Source organism: Actinotalea sp. C106 (assembly GCF_023630195.1).
Lineage (GTDB): Bacteria > Actinomycetota > Actinomycetes > Actinomycetales > Cellulomonadaceae > Actinotalea.
In genome coordinates this window covers 1-17,878 of sequence record NZ_JALPKN010000034.1, presented here as the reverse complement: position 1 = coordinate 17,878, position 17,878 = coordinate 1, and the positions used below count along the sequence as shown (strand labels likewise).

Below are 17,878 nucleotides of genomic sequence, written 5' to 3'. Positions count from 1 at the left end.
GCAGACCGCGGTCGCCGCACCAGCAGCCACCGCGGCCCGGCCCGAGGACGGCAGCGCGACCCGCTCGCGGGTGCGCCCAGCGGTGCTGCTGCCCTCGGTGGTCCTGACCCTGGTCACCCTGAGCATCGGCCTGGGCGCCGAGGGCCTGCTCTCCTTGAGCAGCCAGGCGGCTGCCGGCCTGCTCGACACGTCGGCCTACGTCGAGGCGGTGATCGGCCGATGAGCTCGGCACTGCGTTGGGGACTGCGCATGGTCGCGTTCCCCTTCTACTACGCCCTCGAGGTGGTCAAGGCGAACCTCGTCCTGGCCAAGGACCTCCTGACGCCGGGCAGCGCGATCGACGCGGGGTTCATCGAGATCCCGTTGCGGGCCCGCACCGACCTCGAGATCACGACGATCGCCAACATGATCACCCTGACCCCCGGCACCGTGACGGTCGCCGTCCGCCGCGAGCCGGCGACCCTGTGGGTGCACGGCATGTACGTCGGCGATCCGGACTCCTTCCGGGAGGGCATCTACGCGATGGAGGCACGCATGATCGGCTTCCTGCGGCGTGACCCCGAGCCCGGCCCCGTGCCGCCTCGCGTCGACCGCCACCCGGCCCCGCCACCGGACCTGGAGCCCGTCCCCGAGCACCCCGGACCCGAGGAGCGAGCATGACCTTCATCGACGTGGCCTTCGCGGTCATCGTGCTGTCGATGCTCGCCGCGACGGTCCGCATCCTCAAGGGCCCCTCGGACGCCGACCGGGGCGCCGCGGCGGACATCATCTTCTTCGGCTTCGTGGCCCTCGTGGTGCTCCTCGGTCTGCGTCTGGAGACCGGCTACATCATCGACATCGCCCTCGTCGGGACCATCGTGGGGTTCATCGCCGCCCTGTCCCTGGCGCGCCTGATCACGGGAGGCAAGAGATGACCGTGACCCTCGCCGGCTTCGGCACGGCCCTGATCCTGCTGGGTGTCGCGGTCTTCGCCCTCGGCGCCTTCGGCCTGCTGCGCCTGCCCGACGTCTACTCGCGTCTGAGCGGCGTGACCATGGCCGGTGGGCTGGGCATCAGCCTCATCCTGGTCGGCGTGCTGATGCACCACCCCACCCCGCTCAACACCGCCAAGGTGGCTCTGGCGATCCTCATCCAGCTGGGCACGGCGGCGGTCGGGGGCAACGCCATGGCGCGCGCCGCCTACCTGACCCACGCCCCGCGCACCTCGGCCACCCACCACGACCAGCTCGCCGAGGCCGAGATCGACCCCGAGGCGCCGACTCCGCGGACGAGCCCGGCAGAGTAGGGTCCGCCCGTGACTGATGCGAGTGCCGTGCTGGTGGACGGGCCGTGGGAGCACCGCCTCGTGGCGGCGAACGGCTCGCGGTTCCACGTCGCGGTCGGCGACCCCACCCCCGGGACGGACGACGACGCCCCGTGGGTCGTCCTGCTGCACGGGTTCCCCCAGCACTGGTGGGCCTGGCGGCACCAGATCCCGGCTCTCGCCCAGGCGGGGTACCGGGTCGCCGCGATGGACCTGCGCGGCACCGGCGCCTCGGACAAGCCCCCGCAGGGCTACGGGCTGCCGACCCTGGCCCGGGACGTCGCCGGGGTGATCCGCTCCCTGGGCGCGCAGGACGCCGTCGTCGTCGGTCAGGGAGGGGGCGGCACCCTCGCGTGGTCGATGCCAGCCCTGCACCCCGGGGTGACCCGGGCCGTCGCGGCCCTCAGCGCCCCGCACCCGTTGCGGATGCACTCCGGCACCGTGGCCAGGGCGCTGCTGACCACGTCGGCGGCTCGGCGGCTCGCCTTCGCCCAGCTGCCCTGGTTCCCGGAACGTCAGCTCACCCACCGTGACCTCACCACCCGACTGCTCGGCGAGTGGGGCGCGCCCGGCTGGCTCTCGGCCGAGGAGGCCAGGGTCTACCGGGAGGCCGTCCAGGTGCCCTTCGCCGCGCACAGCAGCATGGAGACCCTGCGGTGGCTGGTGCGCTCGACCCCTCGCCTGGACGGGCGGCGCTACCTCGCGGCCCTGCGCGAGGCCCCAGCCGTCCCGGTGCTGCAGGTGCACGGCACGGTGGACCGCTGCATCCCGGTGCGGGTCGCGCGGGGCGGCCCCGGTGCGCCCTACCGCTTCGAGACGGTCGTCGGGGCGGGGCACTACCTGGCCGAGGAGGCGCCGGAGGAGGTCACGGCCCTGCTGCTGGACTGGTTGGCCGACCTGCCCTGACCGGGTCGTCCCCCGGGGCGGATCCGGGGACGGGCCCGCCCTTGACGAGGGCTGCGGCGCGCTCGGGGTCCTGCTCGCCGATGCCGGCCGAGGCGCACAGGACCGCCAGCGGGCAGGCCCCGCAGGCCGGTCGCCGGGAGTGGCAGGTGCGCCTCCCGTGGAAGATCATCCGGTGCGAGAACATCGTCCACGCACGCCGCGGGAGCTGGGCGCACAGCTCGGCCTCGACCTTGACCGCGTCCTCCTCGGTGGTCAGCCCCAGCCGTCGGGCCACGCGGCCCACGTGCGTGTCCACCGGGAGGCCCGGGACGTCGAAGGCGTTGCCGAGCACGACGTTGGCCGTCTTGCGTCCCACCCCGGGCAGGGCCACCAGGTCGGCCATGGTGCTCGGGACATCGCCGTCGTGCTCCTCGACCAGCACACGGCCCAGCCCACGCAGGGACTCCGCCTTGGCGCGGAAGAACCCGGTCGGGCGGATGAGCTCCTCGAGCTCGACCCGGTCGGCCTCGGCGTAGGCACGGGCCTCGGGGTACCGGGCGAACAGGACGGGGGTGACGAGGTTGACCCGGACGTCGGTGGTCTGAGCCGAGAGCACCGTCGCGACGAGCAGCTCGAGCGGGGTCCTGAAGTCGAGCTCGCACCGGGCGTCGGGATAGCGCTCGCCGAGGAGCCGGTCGACGCGACGGGCGCGGCGGGTCCGGGCGAGCGGGGTCTGCGGAGGGTGCGCGCGGGCCATCCCTGCAGCGTACGAGGGCGCAGGCCCATTGGGGTGAACCTCGGACCGCCGGGCTCAAGTACCTCCCGGGGGCGTCGACAACCCCTGGAGCGGAGCCGCACCAGCGGCGCCAGGAACGAGGAAGGCGCCATGGCGATCATGTCGGTCCGTGCGGCGACAGGTCCGTCCTCGGACCCCCTCGACCGTCGTGCCGCGCGCCGGTCGGTGCGCGCCGAGAAGGCACAGCTCGAGCGGTGGCGCCGGCTGCTGCGGGCCCGTCTCGACCTCGCGGTCGCCGCGTTCGCCCCGCCCGAGCCGCTCCGCTCGATGACCTGGGACGTGCTGCCCGAAGCCGGGGACGACCTGCCCTCGACCCGGGAGCTCAGCGCGGCCGTGACGAGCGTGACGCCGCTGGACCCCGTCGAGCTCATGACGCGCCTGCGCCACCTCGACCGCCGGCTCGCGAGCTACGGAGCCGAGCTCGACGCGGCCCTCGAGGCCTCCACCGAACGGATGCTGCGGCAGCTGGCCACGCGTGAGGGGCAGCACGGCGGTCGCTGAGCCCTCCGCCATGAGGCAGGATGGGACGCAGCGCGTGAGGCGCATCACGGAGGGACGGAACGGCGTGGACGACGACGTGGTGCTCGCAGCACCGCTCTTCGCGGCGATCGACAGCGAGGCAGCCCGCGCGCTGCTGGCGTCGATGAAGCAGATCCCCCTGCCGCGGGGTCGGGCCATCTTCCACGAGGGAGAGCCCGGGGACCGGCTGTACGTGATCGGCTCGGGCAAGGTGAAGCTCGGGCGCCGGTCCAACGACGGCCGCGAGAACCTCCTGGCCGTGCTCGGTCCGGCCGAGATGTTCGGCGAGCTGTCCCTCTTCGACCCCGGCCCGCGCACCGCGACCGCGAGCGCCGTGGCCGACGCCGTCCTGTACGAGCTCGGTCACGCCGAGCTGATCGCCTGGCTCGAGGAGCACCCGGCGGTCGCCAAGCACCTGCTCGAGGCCCTCGCGCGGCGTCTGCGACGGACCAACGAGGCCCTCGCCGACCTGGTCTTCTCCGACGTGCCCGGCCGGGTGGCCAAGGCCCTGCTCGACCTGTCGCGGCGGTTCGGCGAGCCGGCCGAGGACGGTCTGCGGGTCGCGCACGACCTCACCCAGGAGGAGCTCGCCCAGCTGGTCGGCGCCTCGCGCGAGACGGTCAACAAGGCCCTCGCGGACTTCGCCGGCCGGGGGTGGGTGCGCCGCGAGGGGCGCGCGATCGTTCTCCTCGACATCCCGCGCCTGGAGCGCCGGGCGCGCTGAGCAGGGCAGGGCCCGCTGAGCATGGCCCAGGCGCGCTGAACAGGGACGGGCCCGCTGGGCGGACCCCGCTCGAGAAGGCCGCGCTCAGCCGAGCTCGACGACCAGCTCGACCTCGACCGGGGAGTCGAGCGGCAGCACCGCGACGCCCACGGCGCTGCGTGCGTGCACCCCGGCCTCGCCGAAGACCTGGCCGAGCAGCTCGCTCGCACCGTTGATGACGGTGGGCTGGCCGGTGAACCCCGGGTCGCTCGCGACGAAGCCGACCACCTTGATGACGCGCCGCACGCGGTCGAGGCTGCCCGCGAGCTCGGCGATCGCGGCGAGGGCGTTGAGGGTCGCGGTGCGTGCGAGGCCCGCGGCCTCCTGCGGCGGGACCAGGCCCTCGCCCTCACCGACCTTGCCGGTGGTGGCCAGCGCCCCGTCGACGAAGGGCAGCTGGCCCGAGGTCCACACCTGGGTGCCGACCCGCACGGCAGGCACGTAGGCCGCCACCGGGGCGGCGACCGACGGCAGGGTGATGCCGAGCTCGCTGAGACGCTGGCTGACCCCGCTCATCAGGAGGTCTCGCCCGTGGGGCGCTTGAGGTAGGCGACGAGGCCGTTGCTGTCGGGGCCAGGGATGACCTGGACGAGCTCCCACCCGTCCGAGCCCCACTGGTCGAGGATCGCCTTGGTGGCGTGGACGATGAGCGGAACGGTTGCGTACTCCCACGTGGTGGCCATGGCTCGACCCTATCGTCGGGACCCGTCCGACAGCGGGGTGGCGGCTCAGCGCGGACGGTAGGCGTGCAGCGGGCCGAGCAGGTCGGGCTGGGCCTCGAGCTCCTCGCGCCACGAGACGACGTCGGGCCGGCTGCGCAGCAGGGCGCGCCGCTGACGCTCGGTCATGCCGCCCCACACCCCGAAGAACACCTTGTGGTCGAGGGCGTCGACGAGGCACTCGAGGCGGACGGGGCACTCCTGGCAGACGCCGCGGGCCGAGCGCTGCGCAGCCCCTTCGACGAAGAGGTCGTCCGGGCACGCCTCCACGCAGGCCGCGTACGCCGTCCAGTGCTGGTCCTCCATCGGTCCCCTCCCCCCTCGCAGGTCCACCGTAGACGGGTCGGAGGCCCCGGGGCATGGGCCGTTAGGGCCCGCGGCGGTCCAGGGCCCTCACCGAGGCGCTCACAGAGCCTCCACACCTGAGACGCCCCGGAGCGGGGGAGATGACGGTGGGCTCACGTACCCTGGGAAGCATGGTGTCCTCTGCGTCCTCCCGGTCTGGTCAGGGCCGTCAGATCAACGTCCTGCAGGCCGTAGCGCTGCTGGGTGCGTTCGTGATCATGGCGGTCCTCGGCGGAGTGCTCGCCGCAGGTCTGGTGATGCCCGCGGTCGCGACGACGAGCACGCTCACCGAGACCTCGGTGCAGCTCTTCGACGACCTGCCCGAGGAGCTCGAGGAGGTGCCCCTGTCCGAGAAGTCCACGGTGGTGGCCGCCGACGGCACCGTGCTGGCGGAGTTCTTCCACGAGGACCGCATCGTCGTCGGCCTCGACGACATCTCCCAGTCGATGAAGGACGCCGTCATCGCGACCGAGGACCGCCGCTTCTACGAGCACGGCGGCATCGACCCCACGGGTATGGCCCGCGCGCTGGTGAACAACGCGATGAGCGACGACGTCGAGGGCGCCTCGACCCTGACCCAGCAGTACGTCAAGAACGCGCTCATCCAGGCGGCCCAGGCCAGCGACGACGACGCCGAGGTCCAGGCGGCGATCGCCGCGGCCCGCGAGACCGAGGGCGCCGCCGGATACGCCCGCAAGCTCGAGGAGGCCAAGCTCGCGATCGCCCTCGAGAAGCGCATCAGCAAGGACGAGATCCTCGAGCGGTACCTGAACATCGCGCAGTTCGGCCTGTCGGTCTACGGGGTCGAGGCCGCGGCCCAGCACTTCTTCTCGGTGCCCGCCAGCGAGCTGACCTACCTGCAGGCGGCGACCATCGCGGGGGTCACGCAGTCACCGTCGGCCCTGGACCCCGAGCGCAACCCCGAGGCGTCGCAGGCCAAGCGCGACCTCGTCCTGCGGAACATGCGCCAGGAGGGCTACGTCACCCAGGAGGAGCTGCAGGCAGGCCTGGACACGCCCATCGCCGAGAGCCTCAACATCGGGGACGTCAAGCTCGGTTGCGTCGAGGCCAACTCGGTCTCCCACGCGGGGTACTTCTGCGACTACGTCACCAAGGTGATCGCCAGCGACGCGACCTTCGGGGAGACGCGGGCCGACCGCGTGAACCGGCTGCTGCGCGGCGGGCTGACCATCACCACGACCCTCGACCCCGACCTGCAGCTCATCGCCGACACCGAGGTCAAGAACGGCATCCCGGTGGACGACCCGTCGGGGGTCGCCTCCGCGATCTCGGTGGTCGAGCCGGGCACCGGGCACATCCTCGCCATGGCCCAGAACCGGGTCTACAACAGCTCTCTGGAGACCGGCCCGGGCGAGACCGCGGTCAACTACAACACCGACAGCGCCTACGGCTCCTCCAAGGGGTTCGCCCCGGGCTCGACCTTCAAGCCCTTCACGTTGGTGCAGTGGCTCAAGGACGGCCGCAGCCTCAACGAGGTGATCGACGGTCGGCTCAAGCCTCTCAACGAGAACATGTTCACGGCCTGCGGGGCCCCCGGCGTCAACCGTGAGTGGAACCCCGGCAACGCCGAGGGCTCGGGCGGGTTCATGACCGTCCAGGACGCCACGCGCAACTCGGTCAACAGCGGGTACTTCGAGATGGCCACCCAGCTCGACCTGTGCAACGTCATGGACACCGCGACCTCGATGGGCGTGCACAAGCCCGACGGCGAGCCCTTCTCGCCGTACCCCGCCAACGTGATCGGCAGCGACTCGGTGGCCCCGCTCACCATGGCCTCGGCCTTCGCGACCTTCGCCTCCGGCGGCACCTACTGCGAGCCCATCGCGATCACCGAGGTGCTCGACACCAACGGCGAGCCGCTCCCGGTCCCCGAGGCCAACTGCCGCGAGGTGCTCAGCCCCGAGATCGCCGCCGGCATGAACCACGCGCTGGGCCAGGTGTGGACCGGGACGGGACGTGCGATCGGGGCCCTCGACCGCCCCTCGGCCGGCAAGACCGGCACCACCTCGCGCAACGAGTACACCTGGTTCGTCGGCTACACCCCGCAGATGGCCGGCGCCGTGTGGGTCGGCTTCCCCGACGCGATGCGCCCGGTGCAGTTCATGACGGTCGGCGGCACCTATCGCGACTACATGTATGGGTCGTCGATCGCCGGCCCCACGTGGAAGCGGTTCATGGAGCAGGCCCACGCCGGTCTGCCCGTCGAGGGCTTCACGCCGATCAACGACCGCCTGCTCTACGGCGAGCGCATCGCGATCCCGAGCGTCTCGGGCCAGTCCGTCGACGCCGCCCGGCAGACCCTGGTGACCCGCGGGTTCAACGCGGTCGTGAGCGCCGACCCCGTGTACTCCTCGGCCCCCGCAGGGACCGTGGCGTACACGACCCCGGGCTCGGGGAGCTCCGCGACCCGAGGCTCGGTCGTCACGATCGTCCCGTCCCGCGGACCCGAGCCGCAGCCCGAGCCGCAACCCGAACCGGAGCCCGAGAACGGCGGCGGCGAGAACGGCAACAGCCCGGATGACCGGGACGAGGACTGAGGATGCCCTCCACCCCTCTGCGCCTGCTCGGCGCCGCGGCCCTCGCGGGGGCCGCGGGTCTGACCTGGTCGCTGATCGAGGCCCGCTCCTACGTGCTCCGCGAGCTCACGGTCCCCGTGCTCGCCCCGGGCTCTGCCCCGCTGCGGGTGCTGCACCTGTCCGACCTGCACCTGACCCCCTCCCAGGACGACAAGATCGCCTGGGTCCGTTCCCTCGCCGACCTCGAGCCGGACCTCGTGGTCGACACGGGGGACAACATGGCGCACGTCGACGCACTACCCGCCCTGCTGCACGCCCTCGAGCCGCTGCTCGGCACCCCAGGGGCCTTCGTCATGGGCTCGAACGACTACTACGCGCCCATCCCCAAGAACCCGGCGCGCTACCTCGCCCCCGACCGGTTCCCGATAGTCCCGCCCGAGCGCACCCTGCCCGCCGCCGAGCTCGCCGCGACCCTGCGCGACGCCGGCTGGAAGGACCTCACCAACCGCCGCGATGCGCTGACCGTCGCCGGGCAGACCATCGCCCTCGCGGGGGTCGACGACCCGCACCTGGACCGCGATCGTTTCCCCGCCCCGCAGGACTCCCCCGAGGCGAACCTCAGGCTCGGCGTCACCCACGCCCCGTACCGCCGGGTGCTCGACGCCATGCACGCCGAGGGCTCCGACCTCGTCCTCGCGGGCCACACCCACGGCGGACAGCTCTGCATCCCCGGCTACGGCGCCCTGGTCACCAACTGCGACCTCGACACCGGTCGGGTCAAGGGTCTGCACGGCTGGCCAGGCGCCCGACCCGACGCCGCGGGAGGTGAGGACTCCACCTGGTTGCACGTCTCGGCGGGCCTGGGCACCTCCCCGTACACCCCCGTCCGGTTCGCCTGCCGGCCCGAGGCGAGCCTCCTGACCCTCACCGCCCGCTGACCGGTTTCACCGAGGCGCCACGCCTGGGCTATCCTTGTCAGGCTCCACCGGGGTGTGGCGCAGCTTGGTAGCGCGCTTCGTTCGGGACGAAGAGGGCGCAGGTTCAAATCCTGTCACCCCGACCATGGGCACATGAGCCCCTGACCAGCGATCACGCTGGTCAGGGGCTCATCTCGTTCCGTAGCATCGCTGCGTGCCCGTACCCGAGTTCATCACCCACCTGCGCCGCTCGGTCGGCCATGACCTGCTGTGGATGCCGGGGGTGTCCGCCGTCGTCCTCGACGACGCCGGACGCGTCCTCCTGGGGCGCCGCTCCGACAACGGCCGGTGGGCCGTGCCGAGCGGCATCCTCGAACCCGGGGAGCAGCCCGCCGTCGGGCTGGCCCGCGAGGTGCTCGAGGAGACCGGCGTCGAGGTCGAGGTCGTCGCCCTCACCGCCGTCGAGAGCGGCGAGCCCATCGGCTACGACAACGGCGACCGCGCCCAGTACATCGACCTGTGCTTCTGGTGCCGTCCCCTCTCGGGCGAGGCCCACGTCGCGGACGACGAGTCCCTCGAGGTCGGGTGGTTCCCGGTCGACGCCGTGCCGCCCGACCTCCTGGACACCTCGGTCGGCCGGCTCGAGCACGCCCTCGCCTACGTCGCAGAGCACGAGGCCGGGCGCTCGCCCCAGACCTTCTTCCGCCGGGACTGACCTGCCGATCCGCGCGCCATCTCAGCGCCAGCGGAAGAGCCTCGCCGCGACCGGGATGAGCAGCACGGTCCACCCGACCATGGCCAGCATCGGGGTGATCGGCAGCCCGTCGCCGAACCACCCCTCGCTCATCGCCTGGGCGGCGGCCCCCAGCGGCAGGTACGCCGCCACCTCGGACAGCCCGGCGGGCATCAACGGGCCCGGGGTCCAGACCCCCGCGAGGAAGAGCATCGGGAAGTAGAGCAGCATCCCGAGCCCGTTGGCCGAGGAGGCCGTCGGGACGACCGCCGCGAGCACGCAGCCGAGGGCGGTCATGTGAGCCGCGCCGAGCAGGAAGGCCACCAGGACGACCCCGGGCTGGCTCGGGGCCGCGACCTCGAAGGCGAAGGAGGCCGCCGTGAGGGCCGCGGCCACCGCGACCACCAGGGCCGCGATGTTGATGCTCACCTGGGCGACCAGCAGCCGCGAGGCAGGCAGGGGCGTGGTCGACAGCCGGCGCAGCACCCCCTTCTCGCGGTAGGTGCCGAAGACCGCCGGGAAGGTCGTGAGCGAGGTGGTCGCGATGGCCATGGCCACCGCGACCGGGGCGTAGAGGTCGATCGGCCGCAGGCCCGCGAACCCGGGCAGGTCCTCGATCGGGTCGCGCATCCCGGGGAGCGCGAAGGCCATGAGCACCAGGAGCACCGTCGGGAAGGCGAGGGCGAAGAACGCGGTGCCGGCGTCACGCAGGTAGAGCCGCCCCTCGGCGAGGGTCAGGGCACGGAGCGCGGTCATCTCAGGCCTCCTGGTGGCTGGGGGACGTGGCGGACGCAGCCCGTCCGGTGAGGGTCACGAAGGCGTCCTCGAGGGTCATCCGCTCGGCCGCGACGTCCACCGGCTCGAGCCCGGCGCGGGCGAGGGCCAGCAGCGCGGGACCCACCATCCCCCGCTCACCGCGCAGCACGACGTCGTCCTCAGGGGTGACGACGGTGGGTGAGGTCTCCGGGCCGAGCTGAGGCGGGACCACCCGCAGCTCCGTGAGTCCGTCGACGGCCTGCAGCGCCTCGTCCAGGGCGCGGCGCGGGGTGGTCGTGGTCAGTCGGAGGCGCAGCACCTGACCGCCCTGCACCGAGGCGACGAGCCCGGCCGGGGTGTCGGTGGCGACGACCTCGCCCTGGTCGATCAGGACCACGCGGTCGCACAGCCGCTCGGCCTCGTCCATGAAGTGGGTGACCAGCACGATCGTGACGCCGTCGTCGCGCACCTGCTCGATGAGGTCCCAGGTGTCCCGCCGGGCCTGGGGGTCCAGCCCGGTGGTGAGCTCGTCGAGCACGGCGACCTCGGGGTTGCCGACGAGGGCGAGGGCGATCGACAGCCGCTGCTTCTGCCCGCCCGAGAGGCCCGCGTAGGGCGTGTTCAGGTGGCCGCCGAGGCCGAGGCGTGCCGCGAGCTCGCGCCCGTCGGCCGGGTGGTCGTAGAAGGAGCCGTACAGGTCGAGGGCCTCCCCGGCGCGGAGCTTGGCCGGCAGCTCGCTCTCCTGGAGCTGGCAGCCGACCCGTTGCCGCAGCGCGGCGCCGTCGCGGGCCGGGTCCAGCCCGAGCACCTCGACCCGGCCCGCGTCCCGTGCGCGCAGGCCCGTCAGGCACTCGACGGTCGTCGTCTTGCCGGCACCGTTGGGGCCGAGGACGCCGAGGATCTCGCCCCGCCGGAGCTCGAGGGAGACGTCGGTCACGGCGGGCACCCCGCCGTAGGACTTGGCCAGGTGCTCGACCTGGGCGATGACGGGGGCGGCTGGGCTCGGCATGGCGGGCTCCTCGGTCGGGAGAGGGCAGGCGAGGGTAGGGACGGGTGGCGCCGCAGGTGCAGTGGTGCGGGTGGCGCAGGGTGCGAACGGCCCAGGTGCTGGGCGCGGCGGGTGGGGGTGCGGGACGTCAGGTCGCGAGCTTGCGGACCTGGACGCCCAGTACGAGCCGGTGCGCGGCGAAGCTCACGGCGCCCAGCACGACCAGGACGAGCAGGGCTCGGCCAGCCAGGCCGAGGTCGCCCAGGACCGACGTCATGAGCGCCGGGGTGACCAGCAGGATCGGCCCGGCGGTCAACGGCAGCGCGAGGGTCCCCCACCATCCGCCCGCCCGGTAGTAGACGATGCCGACCAGGACGCCGCAGAGCTGGCCCGCGAGGAAGAGCAGGCCCACGTCGAGCAGCACCAGTCCGACCTGGCCGGAGTCGGTGAACAGGGAGCTGTGACCGTCGACCCCGTGGGTCCACCCCGTCCATCCGTACAGGGCCCGCTCGAGCTGCAGGGCCACGGTGAAGAGCGCGGCGTACGCGGCCGCGACCCCCACCGCGGCGGTGAGGACCGCCCAGCCGAGGCTGCGCCGGGTCAGCCCGGCGCCGATGTGCACGTTGGTGTAGGTGCTGACGCCGACGATGGCGATCGAGAACGGGAACCAGGTGAGCCCCTGCCGGGCGTACTGCACGATCGACTCGGAGGGGGTGGTGACGTTCGAGACGATGATCGTGGCCGCCGCGACGAGCACGACGAGCATGCCCACGGCCCAGGTGAACATGAGCCCGTGGGTCTGGAACAACCAGCGCAGGCCGACGCGGTATCCCGCCAGGTGTGAGGGCGTCACGGGGCGGGACGACGAGGTCGAGGCGGGGGTGGCGGTGGAGGTCGGGAGGCTCATCGGACCGGCTCCTTCGCGGTGAGGTGGACGACGAGGCTCTGCAGGTCCACGGGGCCCACCTCGAGCCCTGCGGCACTGGCCTCGGCCCGGGCGGTCTCGTCCAGGGTGTCGTCGACGGTGGCCTGGACGGTGGGCCCGAGGTGCTCGCGGCGCAGGACGCGACGGCCTGCGACGAAGGCGTCCACCGCGGGTCCGGGACCTGTCACGCGGGCACCTCGGGAGCCGAGGACGTCGGCGTCCTCCGCGAGAAGCACCCCGCCCCGGTCGAGGATCACGACGTGCTCGAGCAGCCTCTCGATCTCCTCGATGAGGTGGCTCGAGAGCACGATGGTGCGCGGGTGCTCGACGTAGTCCTCGAGCAGCGCGTCGTAGAAGGCGTACCGCGAGGGCGCATCCATGCCGAGGTAGACCTCGTCGAAGAGCGTCAGCTCGGCCCGGGTCGCGAGCCCGACGACGGCACCGAAGGCCGAGCGCTTGCCCCGCGAGAGCTTGGTGGGCTTGCGCCGGGGGTCGAGCTCGAAGGTGTCCATGAGCCGTTCGGCGAGATCGCGGTCGAAGTGCGGGCGGGCCCCCTCGAGGTACTCCAGGGTGTCCCTCATCGCGGTGTCGACCTCGACGTCACCGCTCTCGCGGACCAGGCATGTCCCGGCCATGACGCGTGGGTTCTCCCACGGGTCCTCGCCGTCGACGAGCACCTGGCCGGCCGAGGGACGGCGGAAGGCCGCGAGCACCGAGAGCAGGGTGGTCTTGCCCGAGCCGTTGCGGCCCAGGAGACCGTGGATCGCCCCGGGGGCGAGAGTGAGGCTCGCCCCCTCGAGGGCCGCCGTCCGCCCGTAGCGGACCGTGAGGTCCCGGATCTCGACGCCGAAGCTCATCGCACGCCCCCGTCCTCGAGGGGCGCATCCTCGAGCACGGCGTCCTGGGGGGTCGCGCGGTCGGGTACGAGCTCGGGGGTCGTCGTCCGCCCGACGGCGGGGCCTGCTGTCGTGGCGGCCTCCTCGTCGAGCTGGCGCAGCCGGTCGACGATCTCGGCCAGGGGGATCCCCAGCACCCGCGCCTCGGCGACGAGGGGGGCGAGGACGTCGGCGAAGAACCGCTCGCGCCGTCCGGCCAGGAGCTGCTCGCGGGCCTCGGGGCTCACGAACATGCCGACGCCGCGGCGCTTGTAGAGGACGCCCTCGTCGACGAGCTCGGCGAACGCCTTGGCGGCCGTGGCGGGGTTGATCCGGTACGTCGTGGCGTACTGGGTGGTGGACATGACCTGCTCCTCCTCTCGGAGGCTGCCGTTGAGGATCTCGGTGCGGATCCGGTCAGCGATCTGCAGGTAGATGGGGTCGCGTCCGTCGAACACGGTCACATCCTCCCTCGTCGCCCGGTTCCATGGTTCATTACTCCACTAATGAACCATGGAACCGCGCCGTGCACAACCCCCACGCCTACCGAGCCCTGAAGCCATGGCCGGGCCGTCGCCCATCCCTGCCCGCACCCCCTCCTCCCCGTGCCAGCCCTGCGCCGCCCCCCGGAGGGCCGATGGCTCCTCGCAGCCCAACGAGCCGCACCGCCACGCAAGATCGGGGTCGATCAGGGTCACCATGTGACCCCGATCGACCCCGATGGCTGTGGAGGCGCGGAGGAGGCCGGGGCAGAGACGACGAGAGGCGCCGTCCCTCGTGGGACGGCGCCTCTCGATGCCAGGTGGAGCTGCTGCTCCGGCGGTCAGCGGGTCAGCTGCTCGCGAGCCGCTTCGTGGCGATGAGCTCGGCGATCTGGACCGCGTTGAGCGCGGCACCCTTGCGCAGGTTGTCCCCGCTGACGAAGAGCGCGAGCCCGCGCCCCTCGGGGGCCCCCTCGTCCCGCCGGATCCGCCCGACCAGGCTCGGGTCCTTGCCCGCGGCCTGCAGCGGCGTGGGCACGTCGGCGACCTCGACCCCGGGGGCGTCGGCGAGGAGCTCGTAGGCCCGCTCGACCGAGATCGGCGTGGCGAACTCGGCGTTGATCGACAGCGAGTGGCCGGTGAAGACCGGCACCCGCACGCAGGTGCCCGAGACGAGCAGGTCGGGCACACCCAGGATCTTGCGGCTCTCGTGGCGGAGCTTCTGCTCCTCGTCGGTCTCGAAGGAGCCGTCGTCCACGATCGACCCGGCCATCGCGAGCACGTTAAACGCGATCGGGTGGTCGTAGATCACCGGCTCGGGGAAGTCCACGGCGCCGCCGTCGTGGGTGAGCGCCGCGACGTCGGAACCCTCGAGGGCCTTGATCTGGGTCTCGAGCTCGGCGACGCCCTTGAGCCCGCCCCCCGAGACCGCCTGGTACGTCGAGACGACGAGCCGCTGCAGGCCCGCGGCGTCGTGCAGGGGCTTGAGCACGGGCATCGCGGCCATGGTCGTGCAGTTCGGGTTCGCGATGATGCCCTTGACGGCCTGGTCGATCGCCTCAGGGTTGACCTCGCTGACCACGAGGGGCACCTCGGGGTCGCGGCGCCAGGCCGAGGAGTTGTCGATCACGGTGACGCCGGCCGCGGCGAACCGCGGGGCGAGGGCCTTGGAGGTCGAGCCGCCGGCCGAGAAGAGCGCGATGTCGAGGCCGCTGACGTCGGCGGTCTCGGCGTCCTCGACGACGACCTCGGCCCCCGCCCAGGGCAGGGTGCTGCCGGCCGAGCGCGCCGAGGCGAAGTAGCGCATCTCGGCGACGGGGAAGTCGCGCTCGGCGAGCAGGCGGCGCATCACGGCACCGACCTGCCCCGTCGCACCGACGACGCCGACCCGCAGGCCGGGGCGCCCCTGGCTGTCGGTGTGCTGCGCCACGCTCATCGTCCCGACCCCCCGTAGACCACGGCCTCACCCTCGGTCGAGTCCAGCCCGAAGGCCGAGTGGATCGCACGGACGGCGTCGTCGAGCTGGTCCGCCCGGGTGACGACCGAGACGCGGATCTCCGAGGTCGAGATCATCTCGATGTTGATGCCGGCGTCCCGCAGGGCGCCGAAGAGCTTGGCCGAGATGCCGGGGTGGGACTTCATGCCGGCGCCGATGAGCGAGACCTTGCCGATCGCGTCGTCGTACTGGAGCTCGGCGTAGCCGAGGGTCTCCTTGGCCTCACGGAGCGCAGCCGTGGTCCTCTTGCCGTCCTCCGCGGGCAGCGTGAAGGAGATGTCGGTCAGGCCCGTCCGGGCGGCCGACACGTTCTGGACGATCATGTCGATGTTGACCCCCGCAGCGGCCACGACCTCGAAGACCCGTGCGGCGCTGCCCGGGACGTCCGCGACGCCCATCAGGGTGATCTTGGCCTCGCTGCGGTCGTGCGCGACGCCCGCGATGATCGGCTGCTCCATCTGTCCTTCTCCTTCTCGGTCGAGCGGCTCGTCGGTGACCAGGGTCCCGGTGTGCCCGCTGAAGGACGAGCGCACGTGGATCGGCACCTGCGTACGGCGGGCGTACTCGACACAGCGCAGCATGAGCACCTTGGCGCCGCTCGCGGCCATGTCGAGCATCTCCTCGTAGGTGATGCGGTCGAGCTTGCGGGCCGTGGGGACGATCCGCGGGTCGGCGGTGAAGACGCCGTCGACGTCGGTGTAGATCTCGCAGACGTCGGCGTCGAGGCCCGCGGCGAGGGCCACCGCGGTGGTGTCCGAGCCACCACGCCCCAGGGTGGTGACGTCGTTGGTGTGCTCGGTGACCCCCTGGAAACCGGCCACGATGGCGACCGAGCCGCTGTCGAGCACCTCGCGGATGCGGGTGGCCTTGACGTCGAGGATGCGAGCCTTGCCATGCTCGTCGTCGGTGATGACGCCGGCCTGCTGGCCCGTGAACGACTGCGCGTCGACGCCGAGGTTCGCGATGGCCATCGCGAGCAGGGACATCGAGATGCGCTCCCCCGCCGTCAGCAGGATGTCCATCTCCCGCGAGGGCGGCAGTGGTGTGATGTCGTTGGCGAGGTCGATGAGCTCGTCGGTGGTGTCGCCCATCGCGGAGACGACCACCACGACGTCGGCGCCGGCTCGCCTCGCCTCGGCGATCCGCTTGGCAACACGCTTGATGCTCTGGGCATCGGCGACGGATGAACCGCCGTACTTCTGCACGATCAGACCCACGGTGACAACGCTCCCGGTGTGGTCTCGACTCGGCGCGGGCTTGCCGCGCCCGGACCGACGGAGCATAGTCCGGCTCAGATTCCGGACCCCGAGTCTTTCAGCATCCGGATGGCTGCAAGCCCGTCCGTGGGCACGACACAGGCAGGACGAGGGGCAGCGAGTGCGGGACCGCCCGCGACCTGCTGGCCCGCGGACCACGAGGAGGAGCGGTGATGGAGCGCAGGACGCCCGTCCATGGGCACCAGGACCGCTCGGGTGGTGGACCACTCGCCCGCCGGCCACCGCGGACGACGACGTACGGCCTGGTGACGGGCTCCCTGCTCCTCGCGCTCACCCTCCTCGGGTGCGGCGGTCCGGCAGAGCCCGACGCCGCGCCCGGCAGCACAGGCGCGGGGTCGCGTGAGCCCACGGCTCCGCTCCCGACCCAGGGCACCGTCACCGTGCCCCCGCCCAGCACCAGCCTCAGCGTCACCGTCGACGCCACGGGCGACGGCGCTGCCCGGACGTACTCCCTGGCCTGCGACCCTGCGGTCGGCGACCACCCCGACCCCGAGGCCGCGTGCGCCCTGCTCGAGGAGGTCGGGACCGAGGCCTTCGCGCCAGTGCCCCGCGACGCCTCCTGCACCCAGCAGTACGGCGGGCCGCAGACCGCGACGGTCGAGGGCACGCTCGACGGCGACCCGGTCGACGCGCGCTTCGCTTACACCGACGGGTGCGAGATCCTCCGCTGGGACGCGCTCGGCGACCTGCTCCCCGCGGACGCCGGCCTGCTCTAGGTTCGGACCATGTCGATCACGGTGCAGGGGGTCCGGCGGCACTTCGGCGCGGTGCGTGCGGTCGACGGGATCGATCTCGTCGCCCGCAGCGGCGCGGTGACCGCCCTGGTCGGTCCCAACGGCTCAGGCAAGACCACCCTCCTGCTGCTGCTCGCCGGGCTGCTGCGCCCCGACGCGGGCACGATCGACGTCGCCGGGCACGAGCCGGGGGTGGGAACCGGTGCGCGCGAGGTCACCGGCTGGATGCCCGACTCCTTCGGCACCTGGGACTCCCTCACCGCCCGGGAGGTCCTCACCACGGTCGGTGCGGCGTACCGACTCCCCGCCGCACGGGCCGCGGAGCGCGCCGCCGAGCTCCTCGACCTGGTGCACCTGACCGATCTGGCGGACCGCCCGGCGCACGTGCTCTCCCGCGGGCAGAAGCAGCGGCTCGGGCTCGCCCGCGCCCTGGTCCACGACCCGCAGGTGCTGCTGCTCGACGAGCCCGCCTCAGGGTTGGACCCGCGCTCCCGCGTCGACCTGCGTGTGCTGGTGCGCTCGCTGGCCGCGCAGGGCAGGACGGTCCTCGTCTCGAGCCACGTCCTGGTGGAGCTCGACGAGATGGCCGACGACGCGGTGTTCATCTCGGCAGGTCGCACCGTCGCGACCGAGAGCCTGGCGACCGCCTCCGCGGCACGCCGTCCGTGGAAGCTGCGCGCCCTCTCCCGGACCGGCCTCACGGCCTGGCTCGACCAGGTGGGGATCCCGTGGCGCGCGGACGGGGACGGCACGGACCAGCTCGCGCCCGCCGGACCCGACCCGGCCGGGTTCGGCCCACCCGGCTTCGACCTCCCCGGGGACGCGAGCG

The 17,878-nt window shown here is 72.7% G+C and carries 22 protein-coding genes, 1 tRNA gene and 1 pseudogene; 13 read left to right on the top strand and 11 right to left on the bottom strand.

Translation table 11 applies throughout. The annotated features are described in order from the left end of the window. The 5 genes and pseudogenes from L0B03_RS04260 to L0B03_RS04240 form a co-directional block, all read left to right on the top strand. Positions 1-223: pseudogene (locus tag L0B03_RS04260) on the top strand (monovalent cation/H+ antiporter subunit D family protein); the annotation flags it as partial. Further along, a complete protein-coding gene (locus L0B03_RS04255; protein WP_284501352.1) occupies positions 220-660 on the top strand; it encodes a Na+/H+ antiporter subunit E in 441 nt (146 codons plus the stop codon). The pseudogene L0B03_RS04260 and the gene L0B03_RS04255, both read left to right, overlap by 4 nt. Next, positions 657-914: a monovalent cation/H+ antiporter complex subunit F gene (locus L0B03_RS04250; RefSeq protein WP_250444389.1), complete on the top strand. Its 258-nt coding sequence runs from the start codon at positions 657-659 to the stop codon at positions 912-914. Before L0B03_RS04255 ends, L0B03_RS04250 begins: the two co-directional genes overlap by 4 nt. Beyond that, entirely contained in the window at positions 911-1,285 is a 375-nt protein-coding gene (locus L0B03_RS04245) for a monovalent cation/H(+) antiporter subunit G (protein ID WP_250444388.1), read from the top strand. Before L0B03_RS04250 ends, L0B03_RS04245 begins: the two co-directional genes overlap by 4 nt. Positions 1,286-1,294: 9 nt before the next feature. Further along, on the top strand, positions 1,295-2,209 hold the full coding sequence (locus L0B03_RS04240) for an alpha/beta fold hydrolase (RefSeq protein ID WP_250444387.1): 915 nt from the start codon (positions 1,295-1,297) through the stop codon (positions 2,207-2,209). Here L0B03_RS04240 and nth read toward each other — a convergent pair. Further along, positions 2,169-2,945 carry an endonuclease III gene (nth, locus tag L0B03_RS04235; RefSeq protein ID WP_250444386.1) on the bottom strand — a complete coding sequence of 259 codons (777 nt, stop codon included), beginning with the start codon at positions 2,943-2,945 and terminating at the stop codon, positions 2,169-2,171. The two genes, L0B03_RS04240 and nth, sit on opposite strands and share 41 nt — an antisense overlap. Positions 2,946-3,074: 129 nt before the next feature. Here nth and L0B03_RS04230 point away from each other — a divergent pair, with 129 nt between their 5' ends. Together L0B03_RS04230 and L0B03_RS04225 are read left to right on the top strand one after the other, a co-directional pair. Then, positions 3,075-3,485 (top strand): hypothetical protein, encoded by a 411-nt coding sequence (locus L0B03_RS04230; protein WP_250444385.1) that lies wholly within the window; start codon positions 3,075-3,077, stop codon positions 3,483-3,485. A gap of 64 nt (positions 3,486-3,549) precedes the next feature. After that, entirely contained in the window at positions 3,550-4,227 is a 678-nt protein-coding gene (locus tag L0B03_RS04225) for a Crp/Fnr family transcriptional regulator (RefSeq protein ID WP_250444391.1), read from the top strand. Between the two features lie 84 nt (positions 4,228-4,311). On the opposite strand, the gene L0B03_RS04220 is transcribed toward L0B03_RS04225, so the two are convergent. The 3 genes from L0B03_RS04220 to L0B03_RS04210 are packed head-to-tail and all read right to left on the bottom strand — an operon-like array spanning position 4,312 to position 5,291. Next, the gene (locus L0B03_RS04220; protein WP_250444384.1) at positions 4,312-4,782 is read right to left on the bottom strand and encodes a RidA family protein; all 471 of its coding nucleotides are present in this window, start codon (positions 4,780-4,782) and stop codon (positions 4,312-4,314) included. Beyond that, on the bottom strand, positions 4,782-4,949 hold the full coding sequence (locus L0B03_RS04215) for a DUF4177 domain-containing protein (RefSeq protein WP_250444383.1): 168 nt from the start codon (positions 4,947-4,949) through the stop codon (positions 4,782-4,784). The genes L0B03_RS04220 and L0B03_RS04215 overlap by 1 nt, the downstream gene beginning before the upstream one ends. 45 nt (positions 4,950-4,994) lie before the next feature. Then, positions 4,995-5,291: a WhiB family transcriptional regulator gene (locus tag L0B03_RS04210; protein ID WP_250444382.1), complete on the bottom strand. Its 297-nt coding sequence runs from the start codon at positions 5,289-5,291 to the stop codon at positions 4,995-4,997. A gap of 170 nt (positions 5,292-5,461) precedes the next feature. Between L0B03_RS04210 and L0B03_RS04205 the strand changes: the two genes are divergently transcribed. From L0B03_RS04205 to L0B03_RS04190, 4 genes are all read left to right on the top strand, one after another. Continuing rightward, positions 5,462-7,888 carry a transglycosylase domain-containing protein gene (locus L0B03_RS04205; protein WP_250444381.1) on the top strand — a complete coding sequence of 809 codons (2,427 nt, stop codon included), beginning with the start codon at positions 5,462-5,464 and terminating at the stop codon, positions 7,886-7,888. A 2-nt stretch (positions 7,889-7,890) separates the two neighbouring features. Beyond that, on the top strand, positions 7,891-8,805 hold the full coding sequence (locus L0B03_RS04200; protein WP_250444380.1) for a metallophosphoesterase: 915 nt from the start codon (positions 7,891-7,893) through the stop codon (positions 8,803-8,805). 48 nt (positions 8,806-8,853) lie between these two features. Beyond that, positions 8,854-8,930: transfer RNA gene (locus tag L0B03_RS04195), tRNA-Pro, on the top strand. A gap of 68 nt (positions 8,931-8,998) precedes the next feature. Next, entirely contained in the window at positions 8,999-9,499 is a 501-nt protein-coding gene (locus tag L0B03_RS04190) for an NUDIX domain-containing protein (protein ID WP_250444379.1), read from the top strand. A 21-nt stretch (positions 9,500-9,520) separates the two neighbouring features. On the opposite strand, the gene L0B03_RS04185 is transcribed toward L0B03_RS04190, so the two are convergent. From L0B03_RS04185 to L0B03_RS04155, 7 genes are all read right to left on the bottom strand, one after another. Continuing rightward, positions 9,521-10,273, bottom strand: coding sequence for an ABC transporter permease (locus tag L0B03_RS04185; RefSeq protein WP_250444378.1), 753 nt, complete (start codon positions 10,271-10,273; stop codon positions 9,521-9,523). Position 10,274: 1 nt separating this feature from the next. Then, complete coding sequence (locus tag L0B03_RS04180; protein ID WP_250444377.1) at positions 10,275-11,282, bottom strand: ABC transporter ATP-binding protein; 1,008 nt, start codon at positions 11,280-11,282, stop codon at positions 10,275-10,277. Between the two features lie 127 nt (positions 11,283-11,409). Further along, the gene (locus L0B03_RS04175; protein WP_250444376.1) at positions 11,410-12,168 is read right to left on the bottom strand and encodes a hypothetical protein; all 759 of its coding nucleotides are present in this window, start codon (positions 12,166-12,168) and stop codon (positions 11,410-11,412) included. After that, the gene (locus tag L0B03_RS04170; protein WP_250444375.1) at positions 12,165-13,043 is read right to left on the bottom strand and encodes an ATP-binding cassette domain-containing protein; all 879 of its coding nucleotides are present in this window, start codon (positions 13,041-13,043) and stop codon (positions 12,165-12,167) included. Before L0B03_RS04170 ends, L0B03_RS04175 begins: the two co-directional genes overlap by 4 nt. Next, positions 13,040-13,519, bottom strand: coding sequence for a GntR family transcriptional regulator (locus tag L0B03_RS19525; RefSeq protein WP_308199994.1), 480 nt, complete (start codon positions 13,517-13,519; stop codon positions 13,040-13,042). The genes L0B03_RS04170 and L0B03_RS19525 overlap by 4 nt, the downstream gene beginning before the upstream one ends. 373 nt (positions 13,520-13,892) lie before the next feature. Further along, complete coding sequence (locus L0B03_RS04160) at positions 13,893-14,978, bottom strand: aspartate-semialdehyde dehydrogenase (protein WP_250444374.1); 1,086 nt, start codon at positions 14,976-14,978, stop codon at positions 13,893-13,895. Next, complete coding sequence (locus L0B03_RS04155; RefSeq protein WP_250444372.1) at positions 14,975-16,255, bottom strand: aspartate kinase; 1,281 nt, start codon at positions 16,253-16,255, stop codon at positions 14,975-14,977. The genes L0B03_RS04160 and L0B03_RS04155 overlap by 4 nt, the downstream gene beginning before the upstream one ends. A 212-nt stretch (positions 16,256-16,467) precedes the next feature. Between L0B03_RS04155 and L0B03_RS04150 the strand changes: the two genes are divergently transcribed. After that, a complete protein-coding gene (locus L0B03_RS04150) occupies positions 16,468-17,031 on the top strand; it encodes an SSI family serine proteinase inhibitor (protein ID WP_250444370.1) in 564 nt (187 codons plus the stop codon). Positions 17,032-17,040: 9 nt separating this feature from the next. After that, positions 17,041-17,878, top strand: an 838-nt coding sequence (locus tag L0B03_RS04145) for an ABC transporter ATP-binding protein (RefSeq protein ID WP_250444368.1), incomplete at its 3' end; no start/stop codon positions are given.

Coding starts and splice junctions, on each gene's coding strand:
- L0B03_RS04205 (WP_250444381.1), top strand. CDS start 5,462: ATGGTGTCCTCTGCGTCCTCCCGGTCTGGTCAGGGCCGTCAGATCAAC.
- L0B03_RS04255 (WP_284501352.1), top strand. CDS start 220: ATGAGCTCGGCACTGCGTTGGGGACTGCGCATGGTCGCGTTCCCCTTC.
- L0B03_RS04220 (WP_250444384.1), bottom strand. CDS start 4,782: ATGAGCGGGGTCAGCCAGCGTCTCAGCGAGCTCGGCATCACCCTGCCG.
- L0B03_RS04245 (WP_250444388.1), top strand. CDS start 911: ATGACCGTGACCCTCGCCGGCTTCGGCACGGCCCTGATCCTGCTGGGT.
- L0B03_RS04185 (WP_250444378.1), bottom strand. CDS start 10,273: ATGACCGCGCTCCGTGCCCTGACCCTCGCCGAGGGGCGGCTCTACCTG.
- L0B03_RS04170 (WP_250444375.1), bottom strand. CDS start 13,043: ATGAGCTTCGGCGTCGAGATCCGGGACCTCACGGTCCGCTACGGGCGG.
- L0B03_RS04180 (WP_250444377.1), bottom strand. CDS start 11,282: ATGCCGAGCCCAGCCGCCCCCGTCATCGCCCAGGTCGAGCACCTGGCC.
- L0B03_RS04150 (WP_250444370.1), top strand. CDS start 16,468: ATGGAGCGCAGGACGCCCGTCCATGGGCACCAGGACCGCTCGGGTGGT.
- L0B03_RS04250 (WP_250444389.1), top strand. CDS start 657: ATGACCTTCATCGACGTGGCCTTCGCGGTCATCGTGCTGTCGATGCTC.
- L0B03_RS04230 (WP_250444385.1), top strand. CDS start 3,075: ATGGCGATCATGTCGGTCCGTGCGGCGACAGGTCCGTCCTCGGACCCC.
- L0B03_RS04200 (WP_250444380.1), top strand. CDS start 7,891: ATGCCCTCCACCCCTCTGCGCCTGCTCGGCGCCGCGGCCCTCGCGGGG.
- L0B03_RS04210 (WP_250444382.1), bottom strand. CDS start 5,291: ATGGAGGACCAGCACTGGACGGCGTACGCGGCCTGCGTGGAGGCGTGC.
- L0B03_RS04215 (WP_250444383.1), bottom strand. CDS start 4,949: ATGGCCACCACGTGGGAGTACGCAACCGTTCCGCTCATCGTCCACGCC.
- L0B03_RS04160 (WP_250444374.1), bottom strand. CDS start 14,978: ATGAGCGTGGCGCAGCACACCGACAGCCAGGGGCGCCCCGGCCTGCGG.
- nth (WP_250444386.1), bottom strand. CDS start 2,945: ATGGCCCGCGCGCACCCTCCGCAGACCCCGCTCGCCCGGACCCGCCGC.
- L0B03_RS04175 (WP_250444376.1), bottom strand. CDS start 12,168: ATGAGCCTCCCGACCTCCACCGCCACCCCCGCCTCGACCTCGTCGTCC.